Source organism: Altererythrobacter sp. C41, assembly GCF_016803135.1.
In the GTDB taxonomy this organism is placed as follows: domain Bacteria; phylum Pseudomonadota; class Alphaproteobacteria; order Sphingomonadales; family Sphingomonadaceae; genus Pelagerythrobacter.
This window is the reverse complement of record NZ_JAEVFE010000015.1, coordinates 1-23,525: the sequence shown is the minus strand read 5'-3', so window position 1 is coordinate 23,525 and position 23,525 is coordinate 1. Positions and strand designations below refer to the sequence as shown.

Annotated in this window: 21 protein-coding genes and 2 pseudogenes; 12 read left to right on the top strand and 11 right to left on the bottom strand. The window is 64.1% G+C overall.

Annotation, left to right across the window (positions count from 1 at the left end; translation table 11 throughout):
* Nucleotides 1-101 precede the first annotated feature (101 nt).
* A pseudogene (locus tag JNO53_RS15605) lies at nucleotides 102-659 on the top strand (IS5 family transposase); the annotation flags it as partial.
* Here the strand turns inward: JNO53_RS15605 and JNO53_RS14935 are convergent.
* From JNO53_RS14935 to JNO53_RS14920, 4 genes are all read right to left on the bottom strand, one after another.
* The gene (locus JNO53_RS14935; RefSeq protein ID WP_203113445.1) at nucleotides 656-1,618 is read right to left on the bottom strand and encodes a hypothetical protein; all 963 of its coding nucleotides are present in this window, start codon (nucleotides 1,616-1,618) and stop codon (nucleotides 656-658) included. The pseudogene JNO53_RS15605 and the gene JNO53_RS14935 overlap by 4 nt on opposite strands.
* Before the next feature lie 142 nt (nucleotides 1,619-1,760).
* The gene (locus JNO53_RS14930; RefSeq protein WP_203113442.1) at nucleotides 1,761-2,942 is read right to left on the bottom strand and encodes a DegT/DnrJ/EryC1/StrS family aminotransferase; all 1,182 of its coding nucleotides are present in this window, start codon (nucleotides 2,940-2,942) and stop codon (nucleotides 1,761-1,763) included.
* A complete protein-coding gene (locus JNO53_RS14925; RefSeq protein ID WP_203113439.1) occupies nucleotides 2,939-3,850 on the bottom strand; it encodes a sulfotransferase family protein in 912 nt (303 codons plus the stop codon). Before JNO53_RS14925 ends, JNO53_RS14930 begins: the two co-directional genes overlap by 4 nt.
* Before the next feature lie 240 nt (nucleotides 3,851-4,090).
* Nucleotides 4,091-6,070: a polysaccharide biosynthesis protein gene (locus JNO53_RS14920; RefSeq protein ID WP_238401971.1), complete on the bottom strand. Its 1,980-nt coding sequence runs from the start codon at nucleotides 6,068-6,070 to the stop codon at nucleotides 4,091-4,093.
* A 380-nt stretch (nucleotides 6,071-6,450) separates the two neighbouring features.
* Here JNO53_RS14920 and JNO53_RS14915 point away from each other — a divergent pair, with 380 nt between their 5' ends.
* Nucleotides 6,451-6,876 (top strand): hypothetical protein, encoded by a 426-nt coding sequence (locus JNO53_RS14915; protein ID WP_203113436.1) that lies wholly within the window; start codon nucleotides 6,451-6,453, stop codon nucleotides 6,874-6,876.
* 2 nt (nucleotides 6,877-6,878) lie between these two features.
* On the opposite strand, the gene fabI is transcribed toward JNO53_RS14915, so the two are convergent.
* From fabI to JNO53_RS14900, 3 genes are read right to left on the bottom strand one after another with little or no spacing between them, the layout of a single operon-like run.
* Entirely contained in the window at nucleotides 6,879-7,685 is an 807-nt protein-coding gene (gene fabI, locus JNO53_RS14910; RefSeq protein WP_203113433.1) for an enoyl-ACP reductase FabI, read from the bottom strand.
* Complete coding sequence (locus JNO53_RS14905) at nucleotides 7,682-8,743, bottom strand: YihY/virulence factor BrkB family protein (RefSeq protein WP_203113430.1); 1,062 nt, start codon at nucleotides 8,741-8,743, stop codon at nucleotides 7,682-7,684. Before JNO53_RS14905 ends, fabI begins: the two co-directional genes overlap by 4 nt.
* Before the next feature lie 28 nt (nucleotides 8,744-8,771).
* Entirely contained in the window at nucleotides 8,772-9,731 is a 960-nt protein-coding gene (locus JNO53_RS14900; RefSeq protein WP_203113427.1) for a DnaJ C-terminal domain-containing protein, read from the bottom strand.
* Nucleotides 9,732-9,938: 207 nt separating this feature from the next.
* On the opposite strand from JNO53_RS14900, the gene pdxH reads away from it, so the two are divergent.
* The 3 genes from pdxH to JNO53_RS14885 are packed head-to-tail and all read left to right on the top strand — an operon-like array spanning nucleotide 9,939 to nucleotide 12,285.
* Nucleotides 9,939-10,544 (top strand): pyridoxamine 5'-phosphate oxidase, encoded by a 606-nt coding sequence (gene pdxH, locus JNO53_RS14895; RefSeq protein WP_203113425.1) that lies wholly within the window; start codon nucleotides 9,939-9,941, stop codon nucleotides 10,542-10,544.
* Nucleotides 10,541-11,494, top strand: a complete 954-nt coding sequence (locus JNO53_RS14890; RefSeq protein ID WP_203113423.1) for a cation diffusion facilitator family transporter — start codon at nucleotides 10,541-10,543, stop codon at nucleotides 11,492-11,494. Before pdxH ends, JNO53_RS14890 begins: the two co-directional genes overlap by 4 nt.
* Complete coding sequence (locus JNO53_RS14885; RefSeq protein ID WP_203113421.1) at nucleotides 11,491-12,285, top strand: PhzF family phenazine biosynthesis protein; 795 nt, start codon at nucleotides 11,491-11,493, stop codon at nucleotides 12,283-12,285. The genes JNO53_RS14890 and JNO53_RS14885 overlap by 4 nt, the downstream gene beginning before the upstream one ends.
* Nucleotides 12,286-12,298: 13 nt before the next feature.
* On the opposite strand, the gene JNO53_RS14880 is transcribed toward JNO53_RS14885, so the two are convergent.
* A complete protein-coding gene (locus tag JNO53_RS14880; RefSeq protein ID WP_203113419.1) occupies nucleotides 12,299-13,435 on the bottom strand; it encodes a serine hydrolase domain-containing protein in 1,137 nt (378 codons plus the stop codon).
* 35 nt (nucleotides 13,436-13,470) lie between these two features.
* Here JNO53_RS14880 and JNO53_RS14875 point away from each other — a divergent pair, with 35 nt between their 5' ends.
* Entirely contained in the window at nucleotides 13,471-13,821 is a 351-nt protein-coding gene (locus tag JNO53_RS14875; protein WP_203113416.1) for a hypothetical protein, read from the top strand.
* 8 nt (nucleotides 13,822-13,829) lie between these two features.
* On the opposite strand, the gene mnmA is transcribed toward JNO53_RS14875, so the two are convergent.
* Nucleotides 13,830-14,987 (bottom strand): tRNA 2-thiouridine(34) synthase MnmA, encoded by a 1,158-nt coding sequence (gene mnmA, locus JNO53_RS14870; RefSeq protein ID WP_203113413.1) that lies wholly within the window; start codon nucleotides 14,985-14,987, stop codon nucleotides 13,830-13,832.
* Nucleotides 14,988-15,107: 120 nt separating this feature from the next.
* Here mnmA and JNO53_RS14865 point away from each other — a divergent pair, with 120 nt between their 5' ends.
* The 6 genes from JNO53_RS14865 to JNO53_RS14840 all read left to right on the top strand — a co-directional run bounded on the left by JNO53_RS14865 (nucleotide 15,108) and on the right by JNO53_RS14840 (nucleotide 22,338).
* The gene (locus JNO53_RS14865) at nucleotides 15,108-15,389 is read left to right on the top strand and encodes a hypothetical protein (protein WP_203113410.1); all 282 of its coding nucleotides are present in this window, start codon (nucleotides 15,108-15,110) and stop codon (nucleotides 15,387-15,389) included.
* A gap of 20 nt (nucleotides 15,390-15,409) precedes the next feature.
* Entirely contained in the window at nucleotides 15,410-15,709 is a 300-nt protein-coding gene (gene sciP / locus JNO53_RS14860) for a CtrA inhibitor SciP (protein WP_203113407.1), read from the top strand.
* Between the two features lie 151 nt (nucleotides 15,710-15,860).
* Complete coding sequence (locus tag JNO53_RS14855; RefSeq protein ID WP_203113404.1) at nucleotides 15,861-16,127, top strand: GlsB/YeaQ/YmgE family stress response membrane protein; 267 nt, start codon at nucleotides 15,861-15,863, stop codon at nucleotides 16,125-16,127.
* A gap of 208 nt (nucleotides 16,128-16,335) precedes the next feature.
* Complete coding sequence (locus tag JNO53_RS14850; RefSeq protein ID WP_203113400.1) at nucleotides 16,336-17,535, top strand: efflux RND transporter periplasmic adaptor subunit; 1,200 nt, start codon at nucleotides 16,336-16,338, stop codon at nucleotides 17,533-17,535.
* A 4-nt stretch (nucleotides 17,536-17,539) separates the two neighbouring features.
* The gene (locus tag JNO53_RS14845) at nucleotides 17,540-21,052 is read left to right on the top strand and encodes an efflux RND transporter permease subunit (RefSeq protein WP_203113397.1); all 3,513 of its coding nucleotides are present in this window, start codon (nucleotides 17,540-17,542) and stop codon (nucleotides 21,050-21,052) included.
* Between the two features lie 77 nt (nucleotides 21,053-21,129).
* Complete coding sequence (locus tag JNO53_RS14840) at nucleotides 21,130-22,338, top strand: DUF445 domain-containing protein (RefSeq protein ID WP_203113394.1); 1,209 nt, start codon at nucleotides 21,130-21,132, stop codon at nucleotides 22,336-22,338.
* Nucleotides 22,339-22,371: 33 nt separating this feature from the next.
* Here JNO53_RS14840 and JNO53_RS14835 read toward each other — a convergent pair whose 3' ends face one another.
* On the bottom strand, nucleotides 22,372-23,265 hold the full coding sequence (locus tag JNO53_RS14835) for an energy transducer TonB (protein WP_203113391.1): 894 nt from the start codon (nucleotides 23,263-23,265) through the stop codon (nucleotides 22,372-22,374).
* 90 nt (nucleotides 23,266-23,355) lie between these two features.
* Nucleotides 23,356-23,525: pseudogene (locus tag JNO53_RS14830) on the bottom strand (FAD-binding protein); the annotation flags it as partial.

The window sequence follows — 23,525 nt, the reverse complement described above, 5'->3', positions numbered from 1 at the left end:
AAAGCAATGGCCTGCTCCGCTACGCCCTACGGGCTCCGCTGCGCAGCCCATTGCTTCAACCGCGCTCATGCGCAAAACAACCGCCCGGCTCTAATCCCAGCTGGAGGAAAGCTGGGGGTCACGTCAACGCGATCAGCGCCGCGCACGATGGCGACATCCAGATGATCGACAGCACCTCCGTTCGCGCCCACCAGCAGGCCGCGACGGCAAAAAGGGGGGGCCGATCACTGTCTCGGTCGCTCCCGTGGCGGGCTCACGACCAAAATCCACGTTGTCGTCGACGCGCAGGGGCTCCCGATCCGGCTCAGCCTGACTGCTGGCCAAGCGCACGATGGGCAGGTTGCCGACGGACTACTCGACCACATTGGGCCGGATACGATCGTCTTGGCTGATAAGGCATATGACGCGGATCGTATCCGCGCTTCTATCCACGACAGAGGCGCCATGGCCAATATCCCGCCCAAGTCCAATCGGCGCTGGAAACCTACTTCAGTACGTGGCTGTATCGTCAGCGCAGCCTCGTCGAGCGGTTCTTCTCCAAGCTAAAGCACTTCCGTCGCATCGCCACTCGCTACGACAAGCTCGCCGAGAACTTCCTCGCCATGGTGAAACTCGCATCAATGCGACTGTGGCTGCGCGCTTATGAGTCTACAGCCTAGTCACAGTAAGATGGAATCCAGTCTGGGCGAGAATCGGGAAGCTTGAGGGAAGGGGTGGCGCTTTCAAGATGGGGCAGGGTGACATTTATCAGATCGAAGAAGAACCCGCGGTCGCAATTATTTCCGGCCCATAGATTAATAGTTTTCTTTTTATTCAGCCCATACATATAAAGGATGGTCGGAATACGGTTTTTCTTGTTTACTGCAACGCGATTATAGAACGTTTTCCACCCTGTGTCATTCCACCAGCTGGGATTGGCTCGAACCCGGTAACCCGCGCCCACGTTCCATCCTGGCGCGGCCCATACAACTGAATAGATTGGCTTGGATGTTTCCTTAAGGCCGCTCACCATCTCCTCGTAGTCTTTTCCAGAGGAGAGGTATGGATCGATGATCCATCCATCGGTGTCGAGTAGGTCAACTCCTTGAAAGTTCACGCGACCATTTCTCTTCGGAAGCACAATCCATTGTACGAATCTCTTATTGGGCGAGTGGCCTTTTGCGGACTTATATAGAGCGTTGAGGTATCTTATCTTTCCCATATTTAAGCTATTTTCTTCATCAAAGGATACCGCAGCAATGGGTATATCCTTCAGGCCATCGAGCATAGAATGAAGTTTTGGCTCTATTTTTTCAAACGGAGGGAGGGGGTCTAGTGATTTTCTCTGCCGTATACCACTCATGAACTCGAAATTCACTATCACATTGCTTGTCCTTGACAGCTTTTTAATTACGGTCACCTGATGTTCTGTGGGCTGTCCCGTGTAATAGCGAAAAACAACGAGAGGAAAGTGAGCTCCGACGTAGGGTTGCCAGTGTTTTTCCTCATGAGCATAAACCCCGAACACGGGTCGATTGCTCGCTTGAGCGCCAGTGGAAAGTACTAAGCTTAGTAATGCGAAGGATGCTGGCCTTAATACAGAGTAAACATAAGAAAGAACGAAATTCGACTGGATCATTTCAGCTCCATAGCAGCTCAAGGCGAGCGAATATCGCACTGTAAGCTGAGTCTTAAATGAACGCGGTGCGCCAAGCTTCGAACCCGCGCCAGAAGGACAATACAACCAATTGTACCGGCCCTTATAAGGGGCGCTCATAGCATCAGAAGCGCATTTGTGACGCATCATCATGGCGCCGATCCGGGTGATCAGCTATACGGAGAACGTCCAGCACCCGCGCGATCACCTCGTCCTGCTCGGTATCGGTCATGTCGCTGCCCGACGGAAGACATAGACCGTTCCAGAACAGTGCTTCGTCGAACCCGTGGCCGACATAGCGGCTGCCTGCGAACAGTGGCTGCAGGTGCATCGGCTTCCATAATGGGCGGCTTTCGATGCCTTGCTGAGCAAGTGCAAGCCGTACTTCCTCGCGGGTCACGCCGCAGAGTTCTGGGGCAAACGTCAATGTCGTCAGCCAGCGACTGCTGTAAGCGGCATCGGGTTCCGGCATAAAGCTGAGGCCATCGATCCCACCCAACGTCTCCGTGTAGCGTTTAAAAATTTCGCGGCGGCGCGTGACGCGGTCGTCGAGCACCTCAAGCTGACCGAGTCCAATTGCCGCAGGCACATTGCCCATGCGGTAATTGTAGCCATAAGTGCTGTGCTCGTAATGCGGCGCAGGATCGCGTGCCTGGGTTGACAGCATACGTGCTCGTTCAATCGCTTCCTTGTTGCGCGACACGAGCATTCCGCCACCCCCCGTGGTGATGATCTTGTTGCCATTGAAGGACAGGATCGAAAGATCTCCGCCGGTGCCGCATTTGCGTCCATTCCACGACGCACCAGCCGATTCGGCTGAATCGACAATCAACGGAACGCCATATTCCGCCGCTGCGGCCTCCAGCCGGTCGAGATCGCAGCTTTGGCCGTAGAGGTCGGTCGGGATGATCGCCCGAGGCAATCGGCCTTTGCTGGCGGCCTCCGCAAGCGCTTCTGCGAGCAAGTCTGCGTCGATCGTCCAGCTATTGGGCGAAAGATCAAAGAAGACCGGCGTCGCTCTTTCATAGAGGATCGGAAAGACGCCGCCCGCAAAAGTCATCGACGACACCCAGACCTCATCGCCAGGGCCGATGTCTTGCATGCGCAGGGCTAGGTGCAAAGCCGCGGATCCGCTCGACAGGCCGAGACAGTGCACGCCGTCACCGAGATAATCCGCGAAGCGCGCCTCGAACTCGGTCAGTTGAGGGCCGAGCGGTGCGATGAAATTGCTGGCGAACGCCTCATCGACATAGGCTTGTTCCTTACCCGACATATGCGGTCGTGAAAGCCAGATTCTTATACTCATTCGATCTCCACCCGATATCCGAACTTGGACAGTGTCGGTGCCATGATATCGAGCAGGCGTCGTCCCTGGCCCTCCTCGCCGAGCGAGCGTCGTCCCTGGCCAACCGATTTGCGTGATACCTTGGCGCAGGCCGAGGCGATCGCCGCATCATCGAGCCCTGCATTCAAAAAAGCGTCGATGCTAGCGATCTGCGCCTCTGGCGCGAAAGCCAGCTCCTCATAGGCCACGCGGTGGACGCGATCCGGTGGTAGGGCGGTAAGTCCGGCGTTGGCCTCCTCGACGCAGGACACCCATTGCCGCGCGCAAACCTCGTCGAGGGATAGGCTTTTCAAATCGTCCTGAATCCCCGGATATTGCGGCCCCCAGAAGGACAGATGGTCGCTCACACCGAGCATCATCGACACACGCGACTGCACGAAGCGTGCGCCGTAAGCAGGAATGTCGAGCAGCGGCGTGCTGCGCACCTTCGCCCAATAATAGGGGAGCGAGGGTAGTTCCATCTCCCCGCGCCACCGTTTTTGCGCCGAGGCTACTACGTCGATGCCGTCGCGTACGAGGAAGATGAAGTGTGCCTCGGGAAATGCCTTGGCTATGAAGGGAACGCGCAGCGAACTGGCGCAGGTTTTCTCGACCAGAAAGCGCGGCCTGCCGAATCGCTTCCAGGCCCTGACAAAGGCGTGGCGTAGGAACGTGACGGTGCCCGGCGTCGCCATGTGAGCGTCAAAGCGGTCATGCGGATGGGTGATATGTCCGTGACGCCAGATCGGATTGATCTCGTCGCAGTCCCAGGTCGCAAAGGGCGGCATACGGCATAGCGTGTCGCGCAGTATGTTCGTTCCCGATCGGGGCGCGCCGATGATAATCACCGGAACGAAATCTAATGCTGGCGTGACGTGTTGATTGATCATCGTAGCGCGCTCGCGACACAGTGTCCGGGGATAAATCGCATATTTTGGGTGCTAGTGCCTCGCGACATACAAGTATATCAAGTGATGCGGATGGGCCTTTGGTAGCGAAGTCGCGAACGGACAATTCGACAGGTGTGCGGGGCAATCCAAACGGCGACTGCAAGCGCTTCCCACTTCGCTCGTCAGCCATCGTCTTTGAAAGGGCGAAGCGGATCGACGCAGACAGACCTCAAAAGTCCCTTAACTAGCGATTGGCATCGCCGGTTGCGGGCGATCCGGAGCATATTCCGGCACCAACCTCGAAACGATGCCTACCGCCTCAAGAGCGTCACCTCGCTCACGGGCGATGTTATCCAGGAGCTTTAACTCGCGCTCGAGATCATTCCAGGACCACAAATCCTCTCGTGCCCTGAAGATACGAGGATGCTTGGTTTGCTCAGGGTTATTATCAATGAGCAGTTCCTCGTATAGCTTTTCACCCGGGCGCAGACCCGTTTCAACGATCTCGATGTCGCCCTCGGGATTGTTGGTATCGCGGACGGTTAGGCCTGACAGGTGGATCATGGAGCGTGCGAGATCCGCAATCCGCACCGGTTCGCCCATATCGAGGACAAAGACTTCTCCACCCTTTGCCATGGCACCGGCCTGAATGACCAACTGGGCGGCTTCGGGGATGGTCATGAAGTATCGCGTTATCTCGCGGTGCGTCAGCGTGATGGGGCCGCCTTCACGGATCTGCCGTTGAAACCGCGGAACTACGGACCCGCTCGATCCCAGGACATTCCCGAACCTCACCATGCTGAATATGGTCTGGCCGCGTCCTTTTCCGCGCAACTCCGCTCGCGCTTGCAAGACGAGCTCACAGATACGCTTGGATGCCCCCATAATATTGGTCGGCCGAACGGCCTTGTCCGTACTGATCAGGACAAAGTGCTGCACCTGTGCTTCTTCCGCGGCAATACACGCATTCAATGTGCCAAATATGTTGTTGCGGAGGCCGGCGAGCGGATTGCTCTCCACCAACGGTACATGTTTATATGCAGCGGCGTGGAAGACCGTGTCGGGCCGCGCATGATCAAATATACGCTGCATTGCAGGGCGATCGCATACGTCCCCCAGAATAGGCACAATGGTAGTAGATATATCGGACGCCTCCGCAAGCGCCTCAAGCTCCGAGCGGATGTCATAAAGCGCGTACTCTGAGCGTTCCAACAGAAGGATCTGTGTGGGGCGGGCCCGTAATATCTGACGGCAAAGTTCACTGCCGATCGACCCACCCGCGCCGGTCACCATCACACGTTTTCCGGTAATGGTCTTGCCCATTAGCAACTCATTGGGACGCACGGAGTCACGCCCGAGCAGATCGTCGATTGATACTTCCCGCAGGTCGCTGAACGACACTTTGCCGTCGATTAGATTACCGACACTGGGCAAAGAGCGAACCGCAACACGGTATTCTTGCAGCGCTTCGATGATCGCCTTCCGACGTGATCGTGCCGCGCCTGGCAGCGCGAGAAGCACCTCATCGATCTCACCGTTTCCGAGGAGCGAGTCGAGCGTTGTCGAAGGATGAACAGTGATGCCGTCCAACTGCTGCCCTCCCAAGCGCAGATCGTCGTCGATGAAAGCCGCAACTCGCACATGAGCTTCGTGCCGGAGCGAGAGCGCTAGCTGCTGCCCAGCACTCCCCGCGCCGTAGATAGCCACCACCCGCCGGGCGCTATCGGAATAATAGCCGTTAACGATATCAATCAGTATGAAACGAATTGTCAGGCGGCTTACCGCCATCAGCGCGAGAAATACGATTGGCTGAATCAAGGCGACCGTACGGGGGATTCCGGCAAAGCTATTTGCCAGAAAGAGCGCACTCATCGGAATGGTATAGGCAATAACCGCCGTTCCCAGGCGCGCCATGGCTCGGGCACCCGAGAAGCGTATGATGGAGCGGTATATTCCGCGCCAAATGGCGACCGGATACCACAAAGCCAGCGCCGCACCCGACACAAGAAGAAAGCTCGTTTCAACGCGATAGAATTCACCGAGGCGAAGAGAAAAGGCAATCCACACCGCAATTATGCATAACGCGCCGTCGGTAAGCGCAATGATGAGTTGCCGCAAACGGCGAGGCATTGCCCCAACACGCCCAAACGCGGATACAATGCCGTTGCCCAGTTTTTGCCGCAGCATCAATGGTCCCTGTCGAAGCGAGTTCGATTTCATTCCCGATCAGCCCAGTCGCTCTTAGCATTATATTGTGACAGTTGCCCCTCCGCCGGCCCCAAGAAAAATTGGGCTGAGCTCGGAACTCACCACGACATACGTAATCTACCGAGTTCAGCAATTCCTAGGCAGGAGAGCCGCGATGGTATGTGGCGGCCACACGTTCAGGCGAGATCGCGGCTGCCAACAAGCGAAAATATCATATGTAAGCTCCATTCATATCTTAGTTGCCGACTATCGGCCGGACCCAATTATCCCAAGCTCACTACTCCCGCGGAGAGGGGAGGTTCCCTGTCCCTTTGTATGGAAGACGTAAAGCCAATACCTCTCATCCCCGCACCCCATTGCCACCCCTCAGACCGCACCCTATGTCGCTGCCGATGGAAATCGGCTCCTTCTTCATGGCGCTGGCAGCGCAGGCCGATCCATGGATCGTGCGTATCGCGGCCGAGTGGATCGGGTGGAAGCTCTGGCTCTCCAACTGGACCGGTGTGAGTCACTCCATCTTGCACGCCTATTTCGGGCTGCTGCTGCAGATCCTCGCTGCCGCCTTTGCGCGTCGCGGGCTGGCGAGCGCCTGGCCATGGCTGTTCGTGTTCGTGCTCGAGATCGGCAACGAGCTGCTCGATTGGTCGCGGGCGCTGACTTATGGCACGGCCGGTGAGGCGCTGGTGCGCGAGACGATCTCGGACATCCTGTTCACCATGGTGCTGCCGACCGTCCTGCTCGTCCTCGCGCGCAGCTTTCCGCGGCTCGGCCCCGGCGAGCGGACCTTGCCGGTCGCCGAGGCCTGCGAGAGCGACTAGCCCTACCGGTCCAGCGCGATATCCGGTGCGTCTTCCTGTTTCATGCCGACCACGTGGTAGCCCGCGTCGACGTGGTGCGTCTCGCCGGTGACGCCGGAGGAGAGGTCGGACAGGAAATAGAGTCCCGATCCGCCGACATCCTCGATCGTGACGTTGCGGCGCAGGGGCGAGTTCAGTTCGTTCCACTTGAGGATGTAGCGGAAGTCGCCGATTCCGCTCGCCGCCAGGGTCTTGATCGGGCCGGCGCTGATCGCGTTCACGCGGATATTGTCGGGGCCGAGGTCGTTGGCGAGGTACTGCACGCTGGTCTCTAGCGCGGCCTTGGCGACGCCCATGACGTTGTAGTGCGGGATGACCTTTTCCGCGCCATAGTAGGTCAGCGTCAGGATGCTGCCGCCGTTCGGCATCATCGCCGCGGCGCGCTTGGCCACCGCGACCAGGCTGTAGGCGGAGATGTTCATCGTCATTAGGAAATTGTCGAGGCTGGTGTCGAGGTATTTTCCGCGCAACTCGTTCTTGTCCGAGAAGCCGATCGCATGGACGACGAAGTCGATCGTCTCCCAGCGGGCCTTCAAGGTCTCGAACGCGCTGTCGAGCGCGGCCATTTCCGACACGTCGCATTCGAAGACGAAGTCCGAACCGAGCTGCTCCGCCAGCGGCTTCACGCGCTTCGCCAGCGCCTCGCCCTGATAGGTGAATGCCAGTTCCGCTCCGTGCTCGCGCAGCTTCTGCGCGATGCCCCAGGCCAGCGACTTGTCGTTCGCGAGACCCATGATCAGCCCGCGCTTGCCAGCCATCAACCCGCTCATGCCGTTTCCTTTTTCTGCTCTTCTGCCAAGGCGCGTTCCTTTTCCGCCGCCGCGCGGCGCGCCGCCGCCCGCCTGCGATCGTCCGCCTGGCCGATGCGGTTCTCCTCTTCTTCGGGAGTCTCGGCCATGGCGGCGTTGAGTTCGGCGCCGATAACCATCCCTAAGCCGACGAGGTAGAAAAAGAAAAGCGCGATCATGATGCCGGCGAGGCTGCCGTAGGTCAGATCGTAGCTGAAGAAGCGGCGGATCAGCGGCGGCAGGGCGACGGTTACCGCCACCCACCATAGGGTCGTCGCCAGCGCGCCCGGCCACTTGGGATAGCGCCGCTCGCGATAGGCGCTCGGGGTCAGCGTCAGGAACAGCAGGTAGAGCGATCCAAACAGGCCGAACGCCGGGATCAGCCGCGAGAGCTGCAATTGCGAGATCACGTGCGACAGCCACGGGAGATAGGCGTCGATCACTTCCTGCGCGGCGCCGATCACCACTTGCGCGATCAGCGACAGCATCAGCAGGACCACCGCCGCCACGATCACCCCGGCGGAGAGCAGGCGGTATTTCCAGAACGCTTCCGTCGCCGCCGTGCCATAGGCCCGGCGCAGGATGTCGCGGATCGTCTCGATCAGGCTCGACACCGTCCACAGCGCGACGAGCCCCCCGACCCATAGCAGCCAGCCGCTGCGGGCCTCGACCACCCGGCGCGCGACCGGTTCGATCACGTTGCCGACGATCGGCGGCAGGGCATAGAGTACCGCATCGATCGTCGCCGCGCGCTCGCTTTCCTCGCCGATGAACGAGAAGATCGCCGCGCCGAGGATGAAGAAGGGGAAGATCGCCAGCATCGCCATATAGGCGAGATTGCCGGCGTGGATGAAACCGTCGTTGTAGGTGCCGATGAGCACGCGCTTGGCGACCTCGAACGCACGCGTGCCGGGGCCGACGTGCTGGGCCACGCGCTTGCGCAGGCCCAGGCTTTCCTCGATCGCCTCCTTGCGCCGCTCCTCGGGCGAAAGCGTGTGGACCACGCGTTCCTGGGGTTGGGGAAGGTCCTTCTCGCTCATAGGCCCGTTCGGTTGGCGGGAGCTCCGATCAGACCCCCAGGTCGGCGCGCGGATTGCCCCCGTCCTGCCAACCTTCGAGCCGTTTGGCCAGTTCCGACACGTCCGCGGGCAGCGCGATTTCAAGCCGCACGAGCTGGTCGCCGCGCTGGCCCGACTTGGCCGAGAAGCCCTTGCCCTTGAGGCGCATCGTGGTGCCGCCGCTGGTGCCTGGCCTGATCGTCAGCATGACCGGGCCGTCGACCGTAGGACAGCGGACCTTGGCGCCGTTCACCGCCTCGTCCAGCGTGATGGGCAGGTCCATGCGCACGTCGTCGCCCTCGCGGCGGAAGACCTTGTGGCGGTCGATCGAAATCGTGACGATCCCGTCGCCCGCGCCGCCCGGTCCCTGCTCGCCCTTGCCCTTGAGGCGCATCTGCGTGCCGTCCTCGACCCCGGCGGGCAACTTGAGGTCGATGGTCTTGCCGTCGGCGAGCGTGATGCGCTGGTCCTTGCGCGCCGCGGCATCGACGAAGGGCACGCGCAGGCGGTAGGCGATGTCCGCACCCTTGCGCGGCGGGGGCGGGCGGCGCTGCTGGCCGAAGCCGCCGCCCATGCCGCCCGATCGCCGCGCGCCCCCCATGCCGCCGAACAGTCCTTCGAAGATGTCGCCCAGGTCGACGCCCTCGTCGGCAAATCCCTGGAAGTCCTCCGCACGGAAACCGCGCTGGCCGCGGCCCGCGCCGCCGGAAAATCCGCCGCCGCCCATGCCGGCGAAGGGATTGGCCGGATTGCCGTCCGCGTCGATCTCGCCGCGGTCGAAGCGGGCGCGCTTGTCCTTGTCGCTGAGCAGGTCGTAGGCCTGTGTCACTTGCGAGAAGCGCTCGGCCGCCTTCGGATTGTCCTTGTTACGATCCGGGTGCAGCTCCTTGGCGAGCTTGCGGTAGGCGCTCTTGATGTCCTTCTCGGTCGCGTTGCGCGAGACGCCCAGCGTTGCATAGGGATCGGCCATGGCGTGTTAGCTAGGTGCAACAGTCTCGCCGCGCAAGCGGCGTCGCGGTGGGGAGAGGCTTTCCTCCACGCATCCCGCGCGATAGGGCGGGGCGTATTGGCGGGCCTTGCGGTCCGGCCGCTTTGAAAAGTCACAGCCACGTGCGATCTTTGCGCCGGAAGCCGGCGGAGCGTGTCGCACGTGTCAACACTCAGTCAGGAACGTCCGGTGAAAGCTGAACAGACTGCCCTTTCCGACAGCGACCCTCTGGCCCTGTTCGACGCATGGCTGGCGGAGGCGCGGGAGACCGAGCCGAACGACGCCAACGCCATGGCGCTCGCCACCGCCACACCGGATGGCGCGCCTTCGGTTCGCATGGTTCTGCTCAAGGGGCACGGGGCGGGCGGCTTCACCTTCTTCACCAATGCCCGGAGCCGCAAGGGGCAGGAAATCCGCGCCAATGCCCAGGCCGCGCTCCTCTTCCACTGGAAGAGCCTGCGGCGCCAGATCCGCATCGAGGGGCCCCTGATGGAAGTGAGCGCGGCCGAGGCCGACGCCTATTTCCGGTCGCGCCCCTTCGTCAGCCAGCTCGGTTCGGCCGCAAGCGATCAGTCGCGCCCGCTCGACAGCCGTGCGACTTACGTCGCGCGGGTCGAGGCGCTGGAGGACGCGTGCAAGGCGTCGGGCGAAGTGCCGCGGCCGCCGCACTGGACGGGGTTCACCCTGCGGCCGCAGCGGATCGAGTTCTGGCTCGACCGCCCCAATCGCCTCCACGACCGCCGCCTCTTCACCCGCGAGGGCGAGGGCTGGTCGAGCACGCTGCTCTACCCGTGAGCGCCCACGCCGCCCCCGACGAACGCGCCGCGCTGACCCGCAGCGCCGCCTATGCCTCGATCGCGACGGCGCTGTTCCTGGCCGTGCTCAAGGGTTGGGCGACCTGGCGCACCGGCTCGAGCGCGATGCTCGGCAGCCTGGCCGACACCGCGCTCGACCTCGTCGCCAGCCTCGCCACGCTTGCCGGCGTGTGGGTCGCGGCGCAGCCGGCGGACGAGGAGCACCGCTTCGGCCACGGCAAGGCCGAGGCGTTCGCGGCGGTGTTCCAGGTCATGCTGATCGCGCTCTCCGCCTCGGGCATCGCGTTCCGGGCGGTCTCGCACCTGATCGAGGGCGGCGAGACCGCGGCGGCGGAGGAGGGGATCGCGGTCTCGCTGCTGGCGATCCTCGCGACCTTCGCCTTGCTGGCCTGGCAGCGCCACGTGATCCGCCGCACGGGCAGCCTCGCGGTCCGCACCGACAACGTCCACTACCAGTCAGACCTGCTGCTCAACCTCGCGGTCATCGCCGCGCTCGTGCTCGACCAGTATCTCGGCTTCTCACGCGCGGACCCCCTGTTCGGGCTCGCGATCGCCGCCTGGCTGCTGTGGGGCGCCTGGCGCGCGGGGAGCGAGGCGATCGACCAGATCATGGACCGGGAATGGCCGGAGGATAAGCGCCAGCGCTTCGTCGAACGCGCCGCCCGCCATCCGGAACTGACCAACCTCCACGATCTTCGCACTCGCACGAGCGGCACGCGCGATTTTGTTCAATTTCACGTCGACCTCCCCGGCACCATGACCGTCGCTCAGGCGCATGCGATCATCGAGCGGGTGGAAGACGACTTGTGCCGCCACTTTCCGGAGATGGAGCTGCTGATCCACATCGATCCGCAGGGCCACGTGGACGAGCCGGACAATCCGCTCGCCGAAACCGACGAATTCGAGAAGCTGGACAAGGACGTGCCATGAAACTGCCCTACTGGCATGTCGATGCCTTCGCCGACCGGCCGTTCGCCGGCAATCAGGCCGCGGTCATGCCGCTGGACGAATGGCTGCCCGATCACGTGCTGCAGGCGATCGGGGAGGAGAACAACTTCGCCGAGACGGCCTTCGTCGTGCCCGATGAAAGCGGTGCGGCGGATTGGGAGCTGCGCTGGTTCACCCCGGCCTGCGAGATCCGGCTTTGCGGCCACGCCACGCTCGCCAGTGGCCACGTGCTGCTCGAGCGCGACGGGGGCGAGCGGGTAACGTTCCGCACCCGCAAGGCAGGGCTGCTGGAGGTGCGGCGCAGCGATGCGGGCTACGAGCTTGCGCTGCCCGTGATCCCGACCGAACGCTCCGACTGGCCCGAGGCGGCGGCGCTGCTCGGCGCGCGGCCGCAGGAGATCTGGCGCAGTTCCGACCGCTACGGCATCTATCTGTTCGGCAGCGAGGACGAAGTGCGTGCGCTCACGCCCGACCTGCGCGGTCTCGGGGCGCTGGGGGACGATCAGTTCATCTGCACCGCCCCCGGGCGGGCCGTCGACGTGGTGAGCCGCGTCTTCGTGCCCGGCGGCGGGGTCGACGAGGATAGCGTCACCGGCTCCGCCCACGCGGCGCTCACGCCGTTCTGGACCGCCCGCCTGGGGCGCGAGAGCTTCACCGCACACCAGGCCTCCCGCCGCGGCGGCGACCTCACCTGCCGCCTCGAAGCCGACCGCGCCTGGCTCGGCGGCCCCTGCGTAACGGTGGTGGAGGGGACGTTCCACCTGGAGGCCTGAGTGCCGCGCCGGCTCAGGTCGCCGGATAGAGCTCCACGATATCGGCAAGCTCCTGCAGCATCGCCTTGCGCTCCTCGGCATCCGAATGGCCGAGGCGGACCACGGTCAGCCTCTGCTCGGGCGAAACGAGGACGTACTGCCCCATGTGGCCGATCGCGGCGAACATCGTTTCTGGCGCGCGATCCGGGAAAAGCGGGTGGTCCTTGCTCCCGCTCTCGCGCTCAAGCGGACGATTGAGCCAGATCTGCATGCCGTAGTGCGGGCTGCGCGGGCTCGGCGTCGTCATCGCCTCGATCCACTTGCGCGGGACGAGCTGGATGCCGCGGTAGGAGCCCTTGTTGCGCAGGAAATCGCCGAACCGCGCCCAGTCCCGCGCATTGCCGTGGATCAGACTGCCGCCGATCAGCGTGCCGCTGGCATCGAACTCCGGCACCATCGAATCCATGCCCAGCGGCCCGAACAGCCGCGTCTGGAGATAGTCCGCGACGGCGCGCCGCCGCACCTCGGGGTCGTCGCGGCGAGAGAGAGCGCGGGCTGCGATATCGGCCAGGATCACGCTGGTAGCGGAGGAGTACTCGAACTCCCGCCCCGGCTCGGCCTCGAGCGGCTGGCTCTCCGCCCAGTCGGCCATGTCGTCGCGCCCGTCGAGGAACAGCATCCGCACTTCGGACGATTCGTAAGGCGGATCACCCCCTTCGGTATGGCGCAGGCCGCTGCGCATCTGGAGAAGCTGGCGCAGCGTGATCTCGCCGCGCGGATCGCCCGGGCGCTGCCAGCGGGGCACGGGTGGCGAATCGTCGAGCGCGAGTCGGCCGTCTGCGACCAGCATGCCGATCATCACCGCGGTCACCGTCTTGGCCATCGACCAGCTGACGAAACGAGTGTCCTCGTCATAACCGGGCGCATAGCGTTCGGCCGCGATCTCGCCGCCGTGCATCACGATCAGCGCACGCGTTTCGCCAAGCCCCTCCTTGACGAACAGATCGTCCACCCGGCGTGCGAGCTGCTTGGTCGGAGCGCCGGGATTTTCGGTGACGGCGGCCAGCGCCTCCTCGGTCAGCGGCTCCGGCACGGGCGCTGCGTCGCTGCACGAGAGCAGGACTGGCAGCAAGGCGAGGCAGGCGATAAGGGGGGCGGGCCGCAGGCGCATGCGGCGTTCCCTCGCGCAGCATGGCAGGCTTGGCAATGGCAAAATCCCCACCCCGCAAAGGCCCGCCGCGCCGCCGCCGCTGGCCGCTGGCGCTGGCGGTCGTGGCCCTGATCGCGGCTGGGTTCGCCTGGTACTTCCGCGCGCCGATCACCGGCTACTCGCAGACTGCCGCTGCCTATTCGGCCCGCGTCGCCTGCTCGTGCCGCTATCTCGGTGGACGCAGCCTGGAAGACTGCGAGAAGGACAAGCTGGCCGGCATGGAACTCGTCATCCTGAGCGAGGATACCGAAGCCAAGAGCGTCACCGCCCGCTTCCCCCTCCTCGCCAACGAAACCGCCACCCTGCGCGACGGCTACGGCTGCGTGCTGGAGCCGTGGGAGGGGTAGCGACGGGCCTAGGCGGGCGCGCCTTCCGTCGAATCGATCCATCCGCCGCCCACGACGCGTTCGCCGGCGTAGATCACGGCGGCCTGGCCCGGGGCGACGCCGTATTCCGGGCTGGCGAAGCGGATCGTGCATGGGGCGCCTTCACCGAGCGTGCCTTCGATGGTGACCGGGACCGGCTTGGCGAGGGAGCGGACCTTGGCCGTCAGCGGGGTCTGCGGCAGCGGGCCGATGCGGTTGGTTTCGATCAGCCGGGCCGCGGTGACCGCGAGCATATGCCGCGGGCCGACTTTGACGGTGCGGCTTTCCGCGTCGATCCCGACGACATAGAGCGGTTCTGCCTGGCCGCCGATCTCGAGGCCTTTGCGCTGGCCGACGGTGTAGTGGACGATGCCCCGATGCGTGCCGAGCGTCTCGCCGGTGGCGGCATGGACGATCGGCCCGGTTTCGCCGCCTTCGGGGCGCAGTGCCTTGACGATCCTGGCATAGTCGCCGTCGGGCACGAAGCAGATGTCCTGGCTGTCGGGCTTGGCCGCGTTGCGCAGGCCGGCGGCTTCGGCAAGGCGGCGCACGTCGCTCTTCGGCAGGCCGCCGAGCGGGAAGCGCAGGAAATCGAGCTGGTCCTCGGTCGTCGCATAGAGGAAGTACGACTGGTCGCGCGCCGGATCGAGCGCGCGGTGGAGTTCGGGACCTTCGGCGCCCATGATCCGTCGGACGTAGTGGCCGGTCGCCAGGCAGTCGGCGCCGAGTTCGCGCGCCATGCGGAAGAGATCGGTGAACTTCGGCCCCATGTTGCAGCGGATGCACGGAACCGGCGTGCGGCCGGCGAGATAATCGTCGGCGAACGTCTCGACCACCTCTTCCCGGAATGCGCTCTCGTGGTCGAACACGTAATGCGCGATTCCGAGGCGGTCGGCGACGGCGCGCGCATCGGCGATGTCGTCGCCTGCGCAGCAAGCGCCCTTGCGCCCGGTCGCGGCGCCGTAGTCGTAGAGCTGAAGCGTCACGCCGATGGTTTCCGCGCCGCTCGCGGCCGCTAGGGCCGCGACCACCGACGAGTCGACCCCGCCCGACATGGCCACGACGATCCGGCTCTCCCGCGCCGGGCGCGGCAGGTCGAACAGCGCAGCGCGATCCAGTTCGCGGGCGAAGGTGGTGGGTGCATTCATGTGCGCGCCCATACACGTCTGTGGTGCTTCCTTAAAGCGTCAGGCGCGCAGGCGAATTTTCATCGGGCGATCGCGCGCGGCTTTACCTCGTGTTGACGATGTCGGGCGTAAGGTGAGTCCATGTTCGAAAGCACCATCGTACCCGCCGCCGCCAGCCGGACGGCCGAAGGGGGCGCACTGCGCGCGCCCCGCTGGGATGAGATCGTCACGCGGCTCGCCGCGGCCGACGAAGCGCGTCACGCGATGACGGCCGCGGGCCTCCATCCGGCGGGCAACTTCGAGCGATTCGGCGAGTGCATGGAGGGTGCGCGGCGCAAAAACCAACCTCTCGTTAACCCTAATGATTTAACCCATGGCAAAGACCCGAGCGGCAAGACCTTGCCGCCGCAGAGAGCGCGGTAGGCCGGCGACCGAGAGACGAGATGATCGAGAACCAGAAATTCCGCCCCGCCCAGGTGATCGGCCCGCTCGGAGAGCCGCTCACGCTCGAGGACCTGCCGCCGCGCAATACGAAGCGCTGGGTCGTGCGCCGCAAGGCCGAAGTCGTGGCGGCGGTCAATGGCGGCCTGCTGACCATCGACGAAGTGCTCGATCGCTATGCGCTGACGCTGGAGGAATTCGCGTCGTGGCAGCGCGCGGTCGACCGTTCGGGCATGCAGGGCCTGCGCGTCACGCGAATCCAGCATTATCGCGACCTCTACGAGCGGCAGCTGAAGTACTGATCCGCCTTTACGCCGGGGCAGACGAAGCGCGCGCAGCCTAGCCCTCGATCCACATTTGTCGTATCCTTTCTGCGCGGCATGAAAATGCCGGGGAACCGCAATGCCTTGCGCTTCGTTGAACGGGGCATCGCATAAGCAGGAGGACTTCCGAATGGGATGGATTATCGCAATCATCGTCGGCGGCATTGCCGGCTGGCTCGCGAGCCTGGTGATGAACCGCGACGCATCGATGGGCATCTTCTGGAACGTAGTGGTCGGTTGTATCGGTTCGCTGATCGGCAATGCGCTCGCAGGACCCCTGTTCGGTGTCGAGGGGAGCGTGCAGGAGTTTTCGCTTACCGGCCTCATCATCGCGCTCGTCGGTGCGATCGTGCTGCTGGCTATCGTGAACCTGGTCCAGCGCGGTCGCGTTCGCTAAGCATCGCTGACTGAACTGATGAGAGGGCGGGTGCGGCGAAGGCCGTTCCCGCCCTTTCGCGTTTTTCTTGGTCATTCGTCGGGCGCATATGCCCCCCGTCGAACTGCGCATTGCCGCACATGGCGCAGCGGTTTAATGGCGACCGGCTATTGCCAGCAGTGACTTATAGGGGTAATACACTGCCTGGTTCGGGAAGGCTGAAAACGCGATGAACTACGAAACGACCGTAACGGCCGACAGAGCCGAGGGCTATCCCGCCGATCTCGACGGCGAAACGAGCGCGCGCGCCGCACGGCGGCGCCGGCTGATCATTATCGGCGTGATCGCGCTGGTCGTGCTTGGCGGCATCGCGTTCTTCGTCACCCGCGGGGGCAGCGGCGCGAACGTTGCCGCGGGGGAAGACCAGTCGCAGCTTCCGGTCATATCGGTGGTCACGCCGGGCACGACCACGATCGAGGGGCAGATCGAGGCGAGCGGAACGCTCGCGGCGCGCCGGCCCATGCCGATCGGCTCGGTGGGCGAGGGCGGCCGGGTGGTCTCGGTGCCGGTCGATGCCGGCGACTGGGTCAATCAGGGCCAGGTTCTCGCGGTCATCGACAGTTCCGTCCAGACGCAGCAGATCGCGTCCGCCCGCGCCAATATCGCCGTGGCCGATGCCGACGCCGATCTTGCGCAGGCCGATCTCGACCGCGCGCTGCAGCTGGTCGACCGCGGGTTCATTTCCCAGGCGGACGTCGACCGGCTGACCGCGACGCGGGATGCCGCCCGCGCCCGCGTCCAGGTTGCCCGTGCCCAGCTTCGCGAGCTTCAGGAGCGCACCGCGCGGCTCAACATCTATGCCCCGGCCTCGGGCCTCGTGCTCCAGCGCAACGTCGAGCCGGGTCAGACCGTGGCGGGCGGCGGGGAGCCGCTGTTCACCATCGCCAAGGGCGGTGAGATGGAGATGCTGGCGAAGGTCAGCGAGTCCGATCTCGCCAAGCTGGCGGTCGGCGTCACGGCGAGCGTCACGCCGGTGGGCACCGATAAGCGTTTTACCGGCCAGGTCTGGCAGCTCTCGCCGACGATCGAGGAGATGAGCCGCCAGGGCACGGCGCGCATCGCGCTGCCATACGCACCCGAGCTCCGCCCGGGCGGCTTTGCCAGCGCCACGATCGGCGGCGGGACCGTGGTCGCACCGCTGCTGCCGGAATCGGCGGTCCTGTCGGACGACGAGGGCAGCTATGTCTACGTCATCGACGACGAGAACAAGGCGCAGCGCCGCGGCATTCGCATCGGTCTCGTCACCAGCCGCGGCATTGCGATCGCCAGCGGTCTTACGGGCACCGAGCGCGTCGTTCTGCGCGCCGGCGGGTTCCTGACCGAAGGCGAAACGGTTTCGCCTCGCAAGGTAACCGCGGACGGGAACTGAGCGCATGAACTTCCGCAACATCTCCGCCTGGTCGATCCGTAACCCGGTCATTCCGCTCGTCTTCTTCACGGCGCTGCTGCTGGCAGGGTTGCTGTCGTTTGCGCGGATGGATGTGGTCAACAACCCGGAGATCGAATTCCCCGCGGTCAACGTCTCGATTTCGCAGCCGGGTGCCGCGCCGACCGAGATCGAAAATCAGATCACGCAGCGGGTCGAAGCGGCTGTCCGCTCGATCAACGGGGTGAAATCGATCAATTCGACTGCCAGCGAAGGCAGTTCGAGCACTTTCATCGAGTTCGAGATCGGGACCGATCCGAACGACGCCGTCGCCGAAGTGAAGAACGCGGTCGACCAGATCCGCGGCAGTCTGCCCGACGGGATCATCGAGCCACGCATCACCAAAGAAGAGATCTCGGGCGGTTTCCTCGGCATCTTCGCCGTCGAAGCCGACGACATGACGATCGAGCAGCTAAGTTGGTTCATCGACGATACGGTGGCGAAAAGGCTGCTCTCGATCGAAGGCATGGCCGAGGTGAACCGCTTCGCGGGCGTCGACCGCGAGATCGAGGTCATCATCGATCTCGAGCGGATGCAGGCCTTCGGCGTCACCGCCAGCCAGATCAACAACGTGCTGCGGCAGACCAATCTCGATGCGGCGGGCGGCAACACCGAAGTCGGCGGTACGCGCCAGTCGGTCCGCGTTCTCGGCAGCACCGAGACCGCCTACGAGCTGTCCCAGCGGCAAATCCAGCTCGGCGACGGAAGAACCGTAAAGCTGGCCGACGTCGCCACGGTGCGCGACGGCTACAGCGAGCGGACCTCGATCAGCAAAGTGCGCGACAAGGAAGTGGTCAACTTCTCGATGTCGCGTGCCAAGGGCGCATCCGACGTCACCGTGTTCGACGCGGCGAAGGAGGAGATCGAGAAGATCGAGGCCGAGAATCCCGGCGTGCGCTTCATCCCGCTGTTCAACACGGTCCAGTACACCGAAGAGCAGTACGAAAGCTCGATGGCGGCGATGATCGAGGGCGCGATCCTGGCCGTCGTGGTCGTCTTCTTCTTCCTGCGCGACTGGCGCGCCACGGTGATCTCGGCCATCGCGATTCCGCTCTCCGCCATCCCGACCTTCTGGTTCATGGACCTGCTCGGGTTCAACCTGAACTCGCTCTCCCTGCTGGCACTGGGGCTCGTGGCAGGCGTGCTGGTCGACGACGCGATCGTCGAGATCGAGAACATCGTGCGCCACATGCGCATGGGCAAATCCGCCTATCAGGCGTCGATCGACGCCGCGGACGAGATCGGCCTGCCGGTGGTCGCGACCAGCTTCTGCATCGTCGCCGTGTTCCTCCCCGTCGGCCTCATGCCGGGCATTTCGGGGCAGTTCTTCAAGAATTTCGGCATCACCGTGGTGATCGCGGTGCTGATGTCGCTGGCGGTCGCGCGTATGATCACCCCGATGCTCGCCGCCTACTTCCTCAAGGCGAAGGGCCACGCGGCACACGGCGAAGGGCCGATGATGGACCGCTACATGGCCGTGCTCGCATGGTCGCTCAACCGCGGCAAGATGCACGCCCGCCGCGAAGGGCTGGAGGGGCCGCGCAATCGCTTCCTTTACGGCCTGGGGTTCCTGGCGACGGTTCTGCTGCTCATCGTCGTGCCGTTCGGGGTCGTCTTCGCGGCGTACAACGCCCTGCAGGCGGTCAGCCTACCCGAAACGGTTGCGGGTGCCCTTTTTGCGAGCGGCGAAGGCATCCTCCACTTCCTGGTTCTCAAGCTGATCGAGATCATCGAACTCGTACTGGTCGTCGCGATCGGCTTCGGCGCCGGATGGGGCGCGCTCAAGCTGATCGGGCTGCCCTGGCGGCTGATCGGCGGCGGCATCCACGATACCTGGCGCTGGCTCGAGGCGCGGTTCTACGACCACCGCGTGTGGATGATGATGACCGGCTATTTCGCGCTGATCCTCACCATTCTGCTGTTCATGAACGTTCCGCCGCAGTTCCAGCCGAACATCAACAGCGACAACAGCCAGGTGGAAATCGAGATGGTGCCCGGCACCACCCTCGAAACGACCGAACGGGTCGCGGACGAAGTCGCGGAAATCCTCTATCAGGAGCCCGAAGTGCTGCGCGCGCTCGAACGCGTGCGCGTGGGCAACGCATCGATCTACATCACGCTCAAGCCCGAGCGTGAGCGGACGTCGGTCGAGTTCGAACGCGCGCTGGCGCCTCGCCTGGCGCAGATTCCCGATGCGCGGGTCCGCTTCCAGTCGCAAGGTGGCGGCTTCGGCAGCGGGCGCGACGTCACGGTAATGCTGGCCGGATCGGATCCCGACCTGCTCGAAGAAACCGCCGCGACTCTCGTCGAGCAGATGAAGGGGCTCAACACGCTCGTCGCGCCGCGCATCAGCGCCGATATCAACCGGCCCGAGATCATCATCGAGCCGCGCGCCGACCTCGCTGCCGAACTTGGTGTGACGACGGCAGCGATGAGCCAGGCGATCAGGATCGCGACCCTCGGCGAAATCGAGCAGAACGCCGCCAAGTTCTCGCTCGCGGACCGGCAGATCCCGATCCGCGTCAAGCTTCCAGAGCAATCGCGCGAGAACCTGACGACGATCGAGAACCTGCCCGTGCCGACCCGCACTGGCGGAACGGTGCCGCTGGCGCGGGTGGCGGACATCAGCTTCGGTTCGGGCCCGACCACGATCCAGCGCTACAACCAGAACCGCCGCGTGCTGATCGGCGCGGACCTCGCACAAGGGGTGGTGAAGGGCGAGGCCGACGCGCAGATCAATGCGCTGCCGGTCCTCCAGAACCTGCCGCAGGGCGTGATTCGCGATCTGGTAGGCGAAGACGAGTGGCAGCAGGAAATGATGTCGAGCCTGCTGATTGCGATCCTGTCCGGCATTCTGCTGGTCTTCGCGGTGCTCGTACTGCTCTACAAGCGCGTGATGAGCCCGCTGGTCAACATGACCTCGCTCGCGCTCGCGCCGCTCGGCGGCATCTTCCTGGTCTGGCTGGTCGGCCAGCCGCAGTCGATGCCGGTCTATATCGGCATTCTGCTTCTGCTCGGTATCGTCTCGAAGAACTCGATCCTGCTGATCGACTTCGCGATCGAGGAGATGGACAAGGGCGTGCGCAAGCTCGACGCCATCATGGATGCGGGGCACAAGCGTGCGCAGCCGATCGTGATGACCACGGTCGCGATGACGGCGGGAATGGTCCCGGTCTCGCTGTCGCTCTCGGGCGACGGCGCTTGGCGGGCACCGATGGGCACAGTGGTCATCGGCGGCCTCATCATGTCCACGCTCCTCACGCTGTTGATCGTGCCGGCTGGGTTCAGCCTCGCCGATGGCCTGGAAAAGCGACTTGGTCCCTGGCTGCGTGGCCGCCTGCTCACTTACCGTCCGGGTGATGAAAGCCGCGCTCCCGCTCCGCCGCCGGAGCCCGGACCGGACGGGGAGCCGGTCCCCGCAACGCGGCGCCCGCCCACGGGGCCCTACCCCGCGGAGTGAGCGGCGAAACTCCGCCGCCATCCGCGCGTTTCCTCCCCATGAGGCGCGCTCCGCTCCCGCCCGACCGTGCGCGCCGCATGCGCATGACCGCCACGGCCATGCTCGTGGCGATGGCGGGGGTATTCCTGTTCTCGCATCAGTATCTGGGCATACATCCCGCCTGGGGCTATGTGCACGCCTTCGCCGAGGCGGCGATGGTCGGCGGGCTGGCGGACTGGTTCGCGGTGACGGCGCTGTTCCGGCATCCGCTCGGCCTGCCGATCCCGCACACCGCGATCATTCCCGAGAACAAGGATCGCATCGCTGATACGATGGCGCAGTTCCTGCGCGACAACTTCCTCACGCCGGCCGTCGTGGCGCGCCGGATGCAGGCGATGAACCTCGCCCGGGCGATGGGCGATTTCCTCGTCAAGCCGAGTGACGGGGCGCAATCGCGAATAGGTGCGGGTGCGGCCGAGCTGTTCGCCGGCGCGCTCGAATCGCTCGATCCGGAGCGGCTCGGCGGTCAGGTGCGCAGCGGTCTCAAGCGTCAGCTCGACAAGCTCGAGGCCGCTCCGCTGCTCGGGCAGATGCTCAGCGCGGCGATCGCCGACAAGCGCCACCTGCCGCTGATGGACAGCATCATCCGCTGGGCCGGCCTGACGCTGGAAGACAACGAAGAAATGGTCCGCGCGATGATCCACGAGCGAGCCAATGCGCTTCTGCGCTGGACCGGGCTCGACGAACGTCTGGCGAATTCGGTCCTCGACGGCCTCTACCGCCTGCTGGCCGAGGTCCTGGTCGATCCCGCGCATCCGCTCCGCGGCAAGATCGAGGAGGGGCTGGAGAAGGTCGCGCACGATCTGGTCCACGATCCCGAAATGCGCGCCAAGGTCGAGCGAATGAAGCGCGAGCTGCTCGACAATCCGGCGGTCGCGAACTGGTGGCAGGGCGTGTGGGAGCGGATGCGCACCGGCCTGATCGCGATGGCACGCGATCCCGATTCGACGCTCGACGGCTGGCTCGGCGGCACCCTTGCTGAACTCGGCAGCGCGTTACGCGACGACCCGCGCCTGCAGACGCAGGTCAACCGCTTCGCCCGCCGCACCGCCGTAGGCATCGCAACCCGCTACGGTGGGCAGATCGTCCAGCTCGTCTCCGAAACCGTCCGCCGCTGGGATGCGCGTACGATCACCGATCGCCTCGAAAACGCCGTGGGCCGCGATCTGCAGTTCATCCGTATCAACGGCACGCTGGTCGGCGGGCTAGTGGGCGTGACGATCCACGCTGTGGTTTCGGTTCTCTAAGAGACCTTTGCGACGCTCCGGCCACCACCCCGCTCAGGGCATTTCGAAACGGACCGTATTGCGCCAGTATGATGCGATCGGGCGCCCTTGGGCATCCAGTGCGGGTTCGAAGTGCGCTCTGCGCATCAGCGCATCGCATACGGCCTTGTCAAAGCCTTCAGGTCTGGTCGATTGTTGGATATGACACTGCGTTGGCCTTCCGTCCGCGCCCACGCTGAGGCGGAACTGAACGAGACCCTGCGCGCCCCTGCTCAACAGATTTAACGGGTAGTCTCTCGGCAGCACCCAGCGTGCGGGACTTTCCTTCGGCACGACCGCTCTCGTCAATCCGCGGTGCGCTTCGAGATCGATTCCCCAGTGGGCCAGCAACTCGTCCGTGCATTTGCGCAGAGCAGTCATCGGCGGGCCCATGGAGCCCAATTCCAGCCTGATCGGGCGTGCCCGCCCGCGCCGAATCTCGAGCCATGAGATTGCAGCTTCCTGCGCGGCGGAGAACTCTTGCCCGAAGACGTCGGTATCCTGCGCTTCCTTCTCCGGGTCGAAGTGCTCGTTATAAGACTGATATTCGAGATCGTCGTCCGGCGGAGCGAAGAGATGCATCCCGCTCACCATCAAGGCTGGAGAATAGTCGCCAAACTCTCCGTCCTGCGATGGACCATCGTATTCGAGACCATCGGGACCGAAGTGGAAGGTCGTGTCCACATAGCGGGGCGCCCTGAGTCGTTTCCCACCGACGAGCATGAAGAACGAATCGCCGGGTTCGTAGCGCTCGATGACGAAGGCGGACTTGTCGTCCCCTTCGCCGAAGAGGCGCACCATGCGACAGCTATCGTCCGCATAGTTCAGATGCCATTGCGAACTGGGTGCGAGGACGAGAGGACCTTCGTCCTCATCCGCCGACGCGACACCGGGCAGCAGGGCTGCCATGCACAGGCCCATCAGGCCAACGCTTCTGAAAATTCCCCCCATGCGCCCTGTCTACTACGCTTGGCGGGCAGGGCGCAACGGGGTGGATGTTCAGAGCTTCTCGGTCAGCTCTGGCACGGCTTTGAAGAGGTCGGCGACGAGGCCGATGTCTGCGACCTGGAAGATGGGAGCGTCCTCGTCCTTGTTGATGGCGATGATGGTCTTGGAGTCCTTCATGCCGGCGAGGTGCTGGATGGCGCCCGAGATGCCGATGGCGATGT

What these genes read in the sequence shown, in the direction of transcription:
- JNO53_RS14845 (WP_203113397.1), top strand. Translation starts at nt 17,540, where the DNA reads ATGAACTTCCGCAACATCTCCGCCTGGTCGATCCGTAACCCGGTCATT.
- JNO53_RS14900 (WP_203113427.1), bottom strand. Translation starts at nt 9,731, where the DNA reads ATGGCCGATCCCTATGCAACGCTGGGCGTCTCGCGCAACGCGACCGAG.
- JNO53_RS14925 (WP_203113439.1), bottom strand. Translation starts at nt 3,850, where the DNA reads ATGATCAATCAACACGTCACGCCAGCATTAGATTTCGTTCCGGTGATT.
- JNO53_RS14865 (WP_203113410.1), top strand. Translation starts at nt 15,108, where the DNA reads ATGTTCGAAAGCACCATCGTACCCGCCGCCGCCAGCCGGACGGCCGAA.
- fabI (WP_203113433.1), bottom strand. Translation starts at nt 7,685, where the DNA reads ATGAGCGGGTTGATGGCTGGCAAGCGCGGGCTGATCATGGGTCTCGCG.
- JNO53_RS14835 (WP_203113391.1), bottom strand. Translation starts at nt 23,265, where the DNA reads ATGGCAGCCCTGCTGCCCGGTGTCGCGTCGGCGGATGAGGACGAAGGT.
- mnmA (WP_203113413.1), bottom strand. Translation starts at nt 14,987, where the DNA reads ATGAATGCACCCACCACCTTCGCCCGCGAACTGGATCGCGCTGCGCTG.
- JNO53_RS14885 (WP_203113421.1), top strand. Translation starts at nt 11,491, where the DNA reads ATGAAACTGCCCTACTGGCATGTCGATGCCTTCGCCGACCGGCCGTTC.
- JNO53_RS14855 (WP_203113404.1), top strand. Translation starts at nt 15,861, where the DNA reads ATGGGATGGATTATCGCAATCATCGTCGGCGGCATTGCCGGCTGGCTC.
- JNO53_RS14905 (WP_203113430.1), bottom strand. Translation starts at nt 8,743, where the DNA reads ATGAGCGAGAAGGACCTTCCCCAACCCCAGGAACGCGTGGTCCACACG.
- JNO53_RS14930 (WP_203113442.1), bottom strand. Translation starts at nt 2,942, where the DNA reads ATGAGTATAAGAATCTGGCTTTCACGACCGCATATGTCGGGTAAGGAA.
- JNO53_RS14880 (WP_203113419.1), bottom strand. Translation starts at nt 13,435, where the DNA reads ATGCGCCTGCGGCCCGCCCCCCTTATCGCCTGCCTCGCCTTGCTGCCA.
- JNO53_RS14935 (WP_203113445.1), bottom strand. Translation starts at nt 1,618, where the DNA reads ATGATCCAGTCGAATTTCGTTCTTTCTTATGTTTACTCTGTATTAAGG.
- JNO53_RS14875 (WP_203113416.1), top strand. Translation starts at nt 13,471, where the DNA reads ATGGCAAAATCCCCACCCCGCAAAGGCCCGCCGCGCCGCCGCCGCTGG.
- JNO53_RS14840 (WP_203113394.1), top strand. Translation starts at nt 21,130, where the DNA reads ATGCGCATGACCGCCACGGCCATGCTCGTGGCGATGGCGGGGGTATTC.
- JNO53_RS14850 (WP_203113400.1), top strand. Translation starts at nt 16,336, where the DNA reads ATGAACTACGAAACGACCGTAACGGCCGACAGAGCCGAGGGCTATCCC.
- sciP (WP_203113407.1), top strand. Translation starts at nt 15,410, where the DNA reads ATGATCGAGAACCAGAAATTCCGCCCCGCCCAGGTGATCGGCCCGCTC.
- JNO53_RS14915 (WP_203113436.1), top strand. Translation starts at nt 6,451, where the DNA reads ATGGAAATCGGCTCCTTCTTCATGGCGCTGGCAGCGCAGGCCGATCCA.
- JNO53_RS14920 (WP_238401971.1), bottom strand. Translation starts at nt 6,070, where the DNA reads ATGAAATCGAACTCGCTTCGACAGGGACCATTGATGCTGCGGCAAAAA.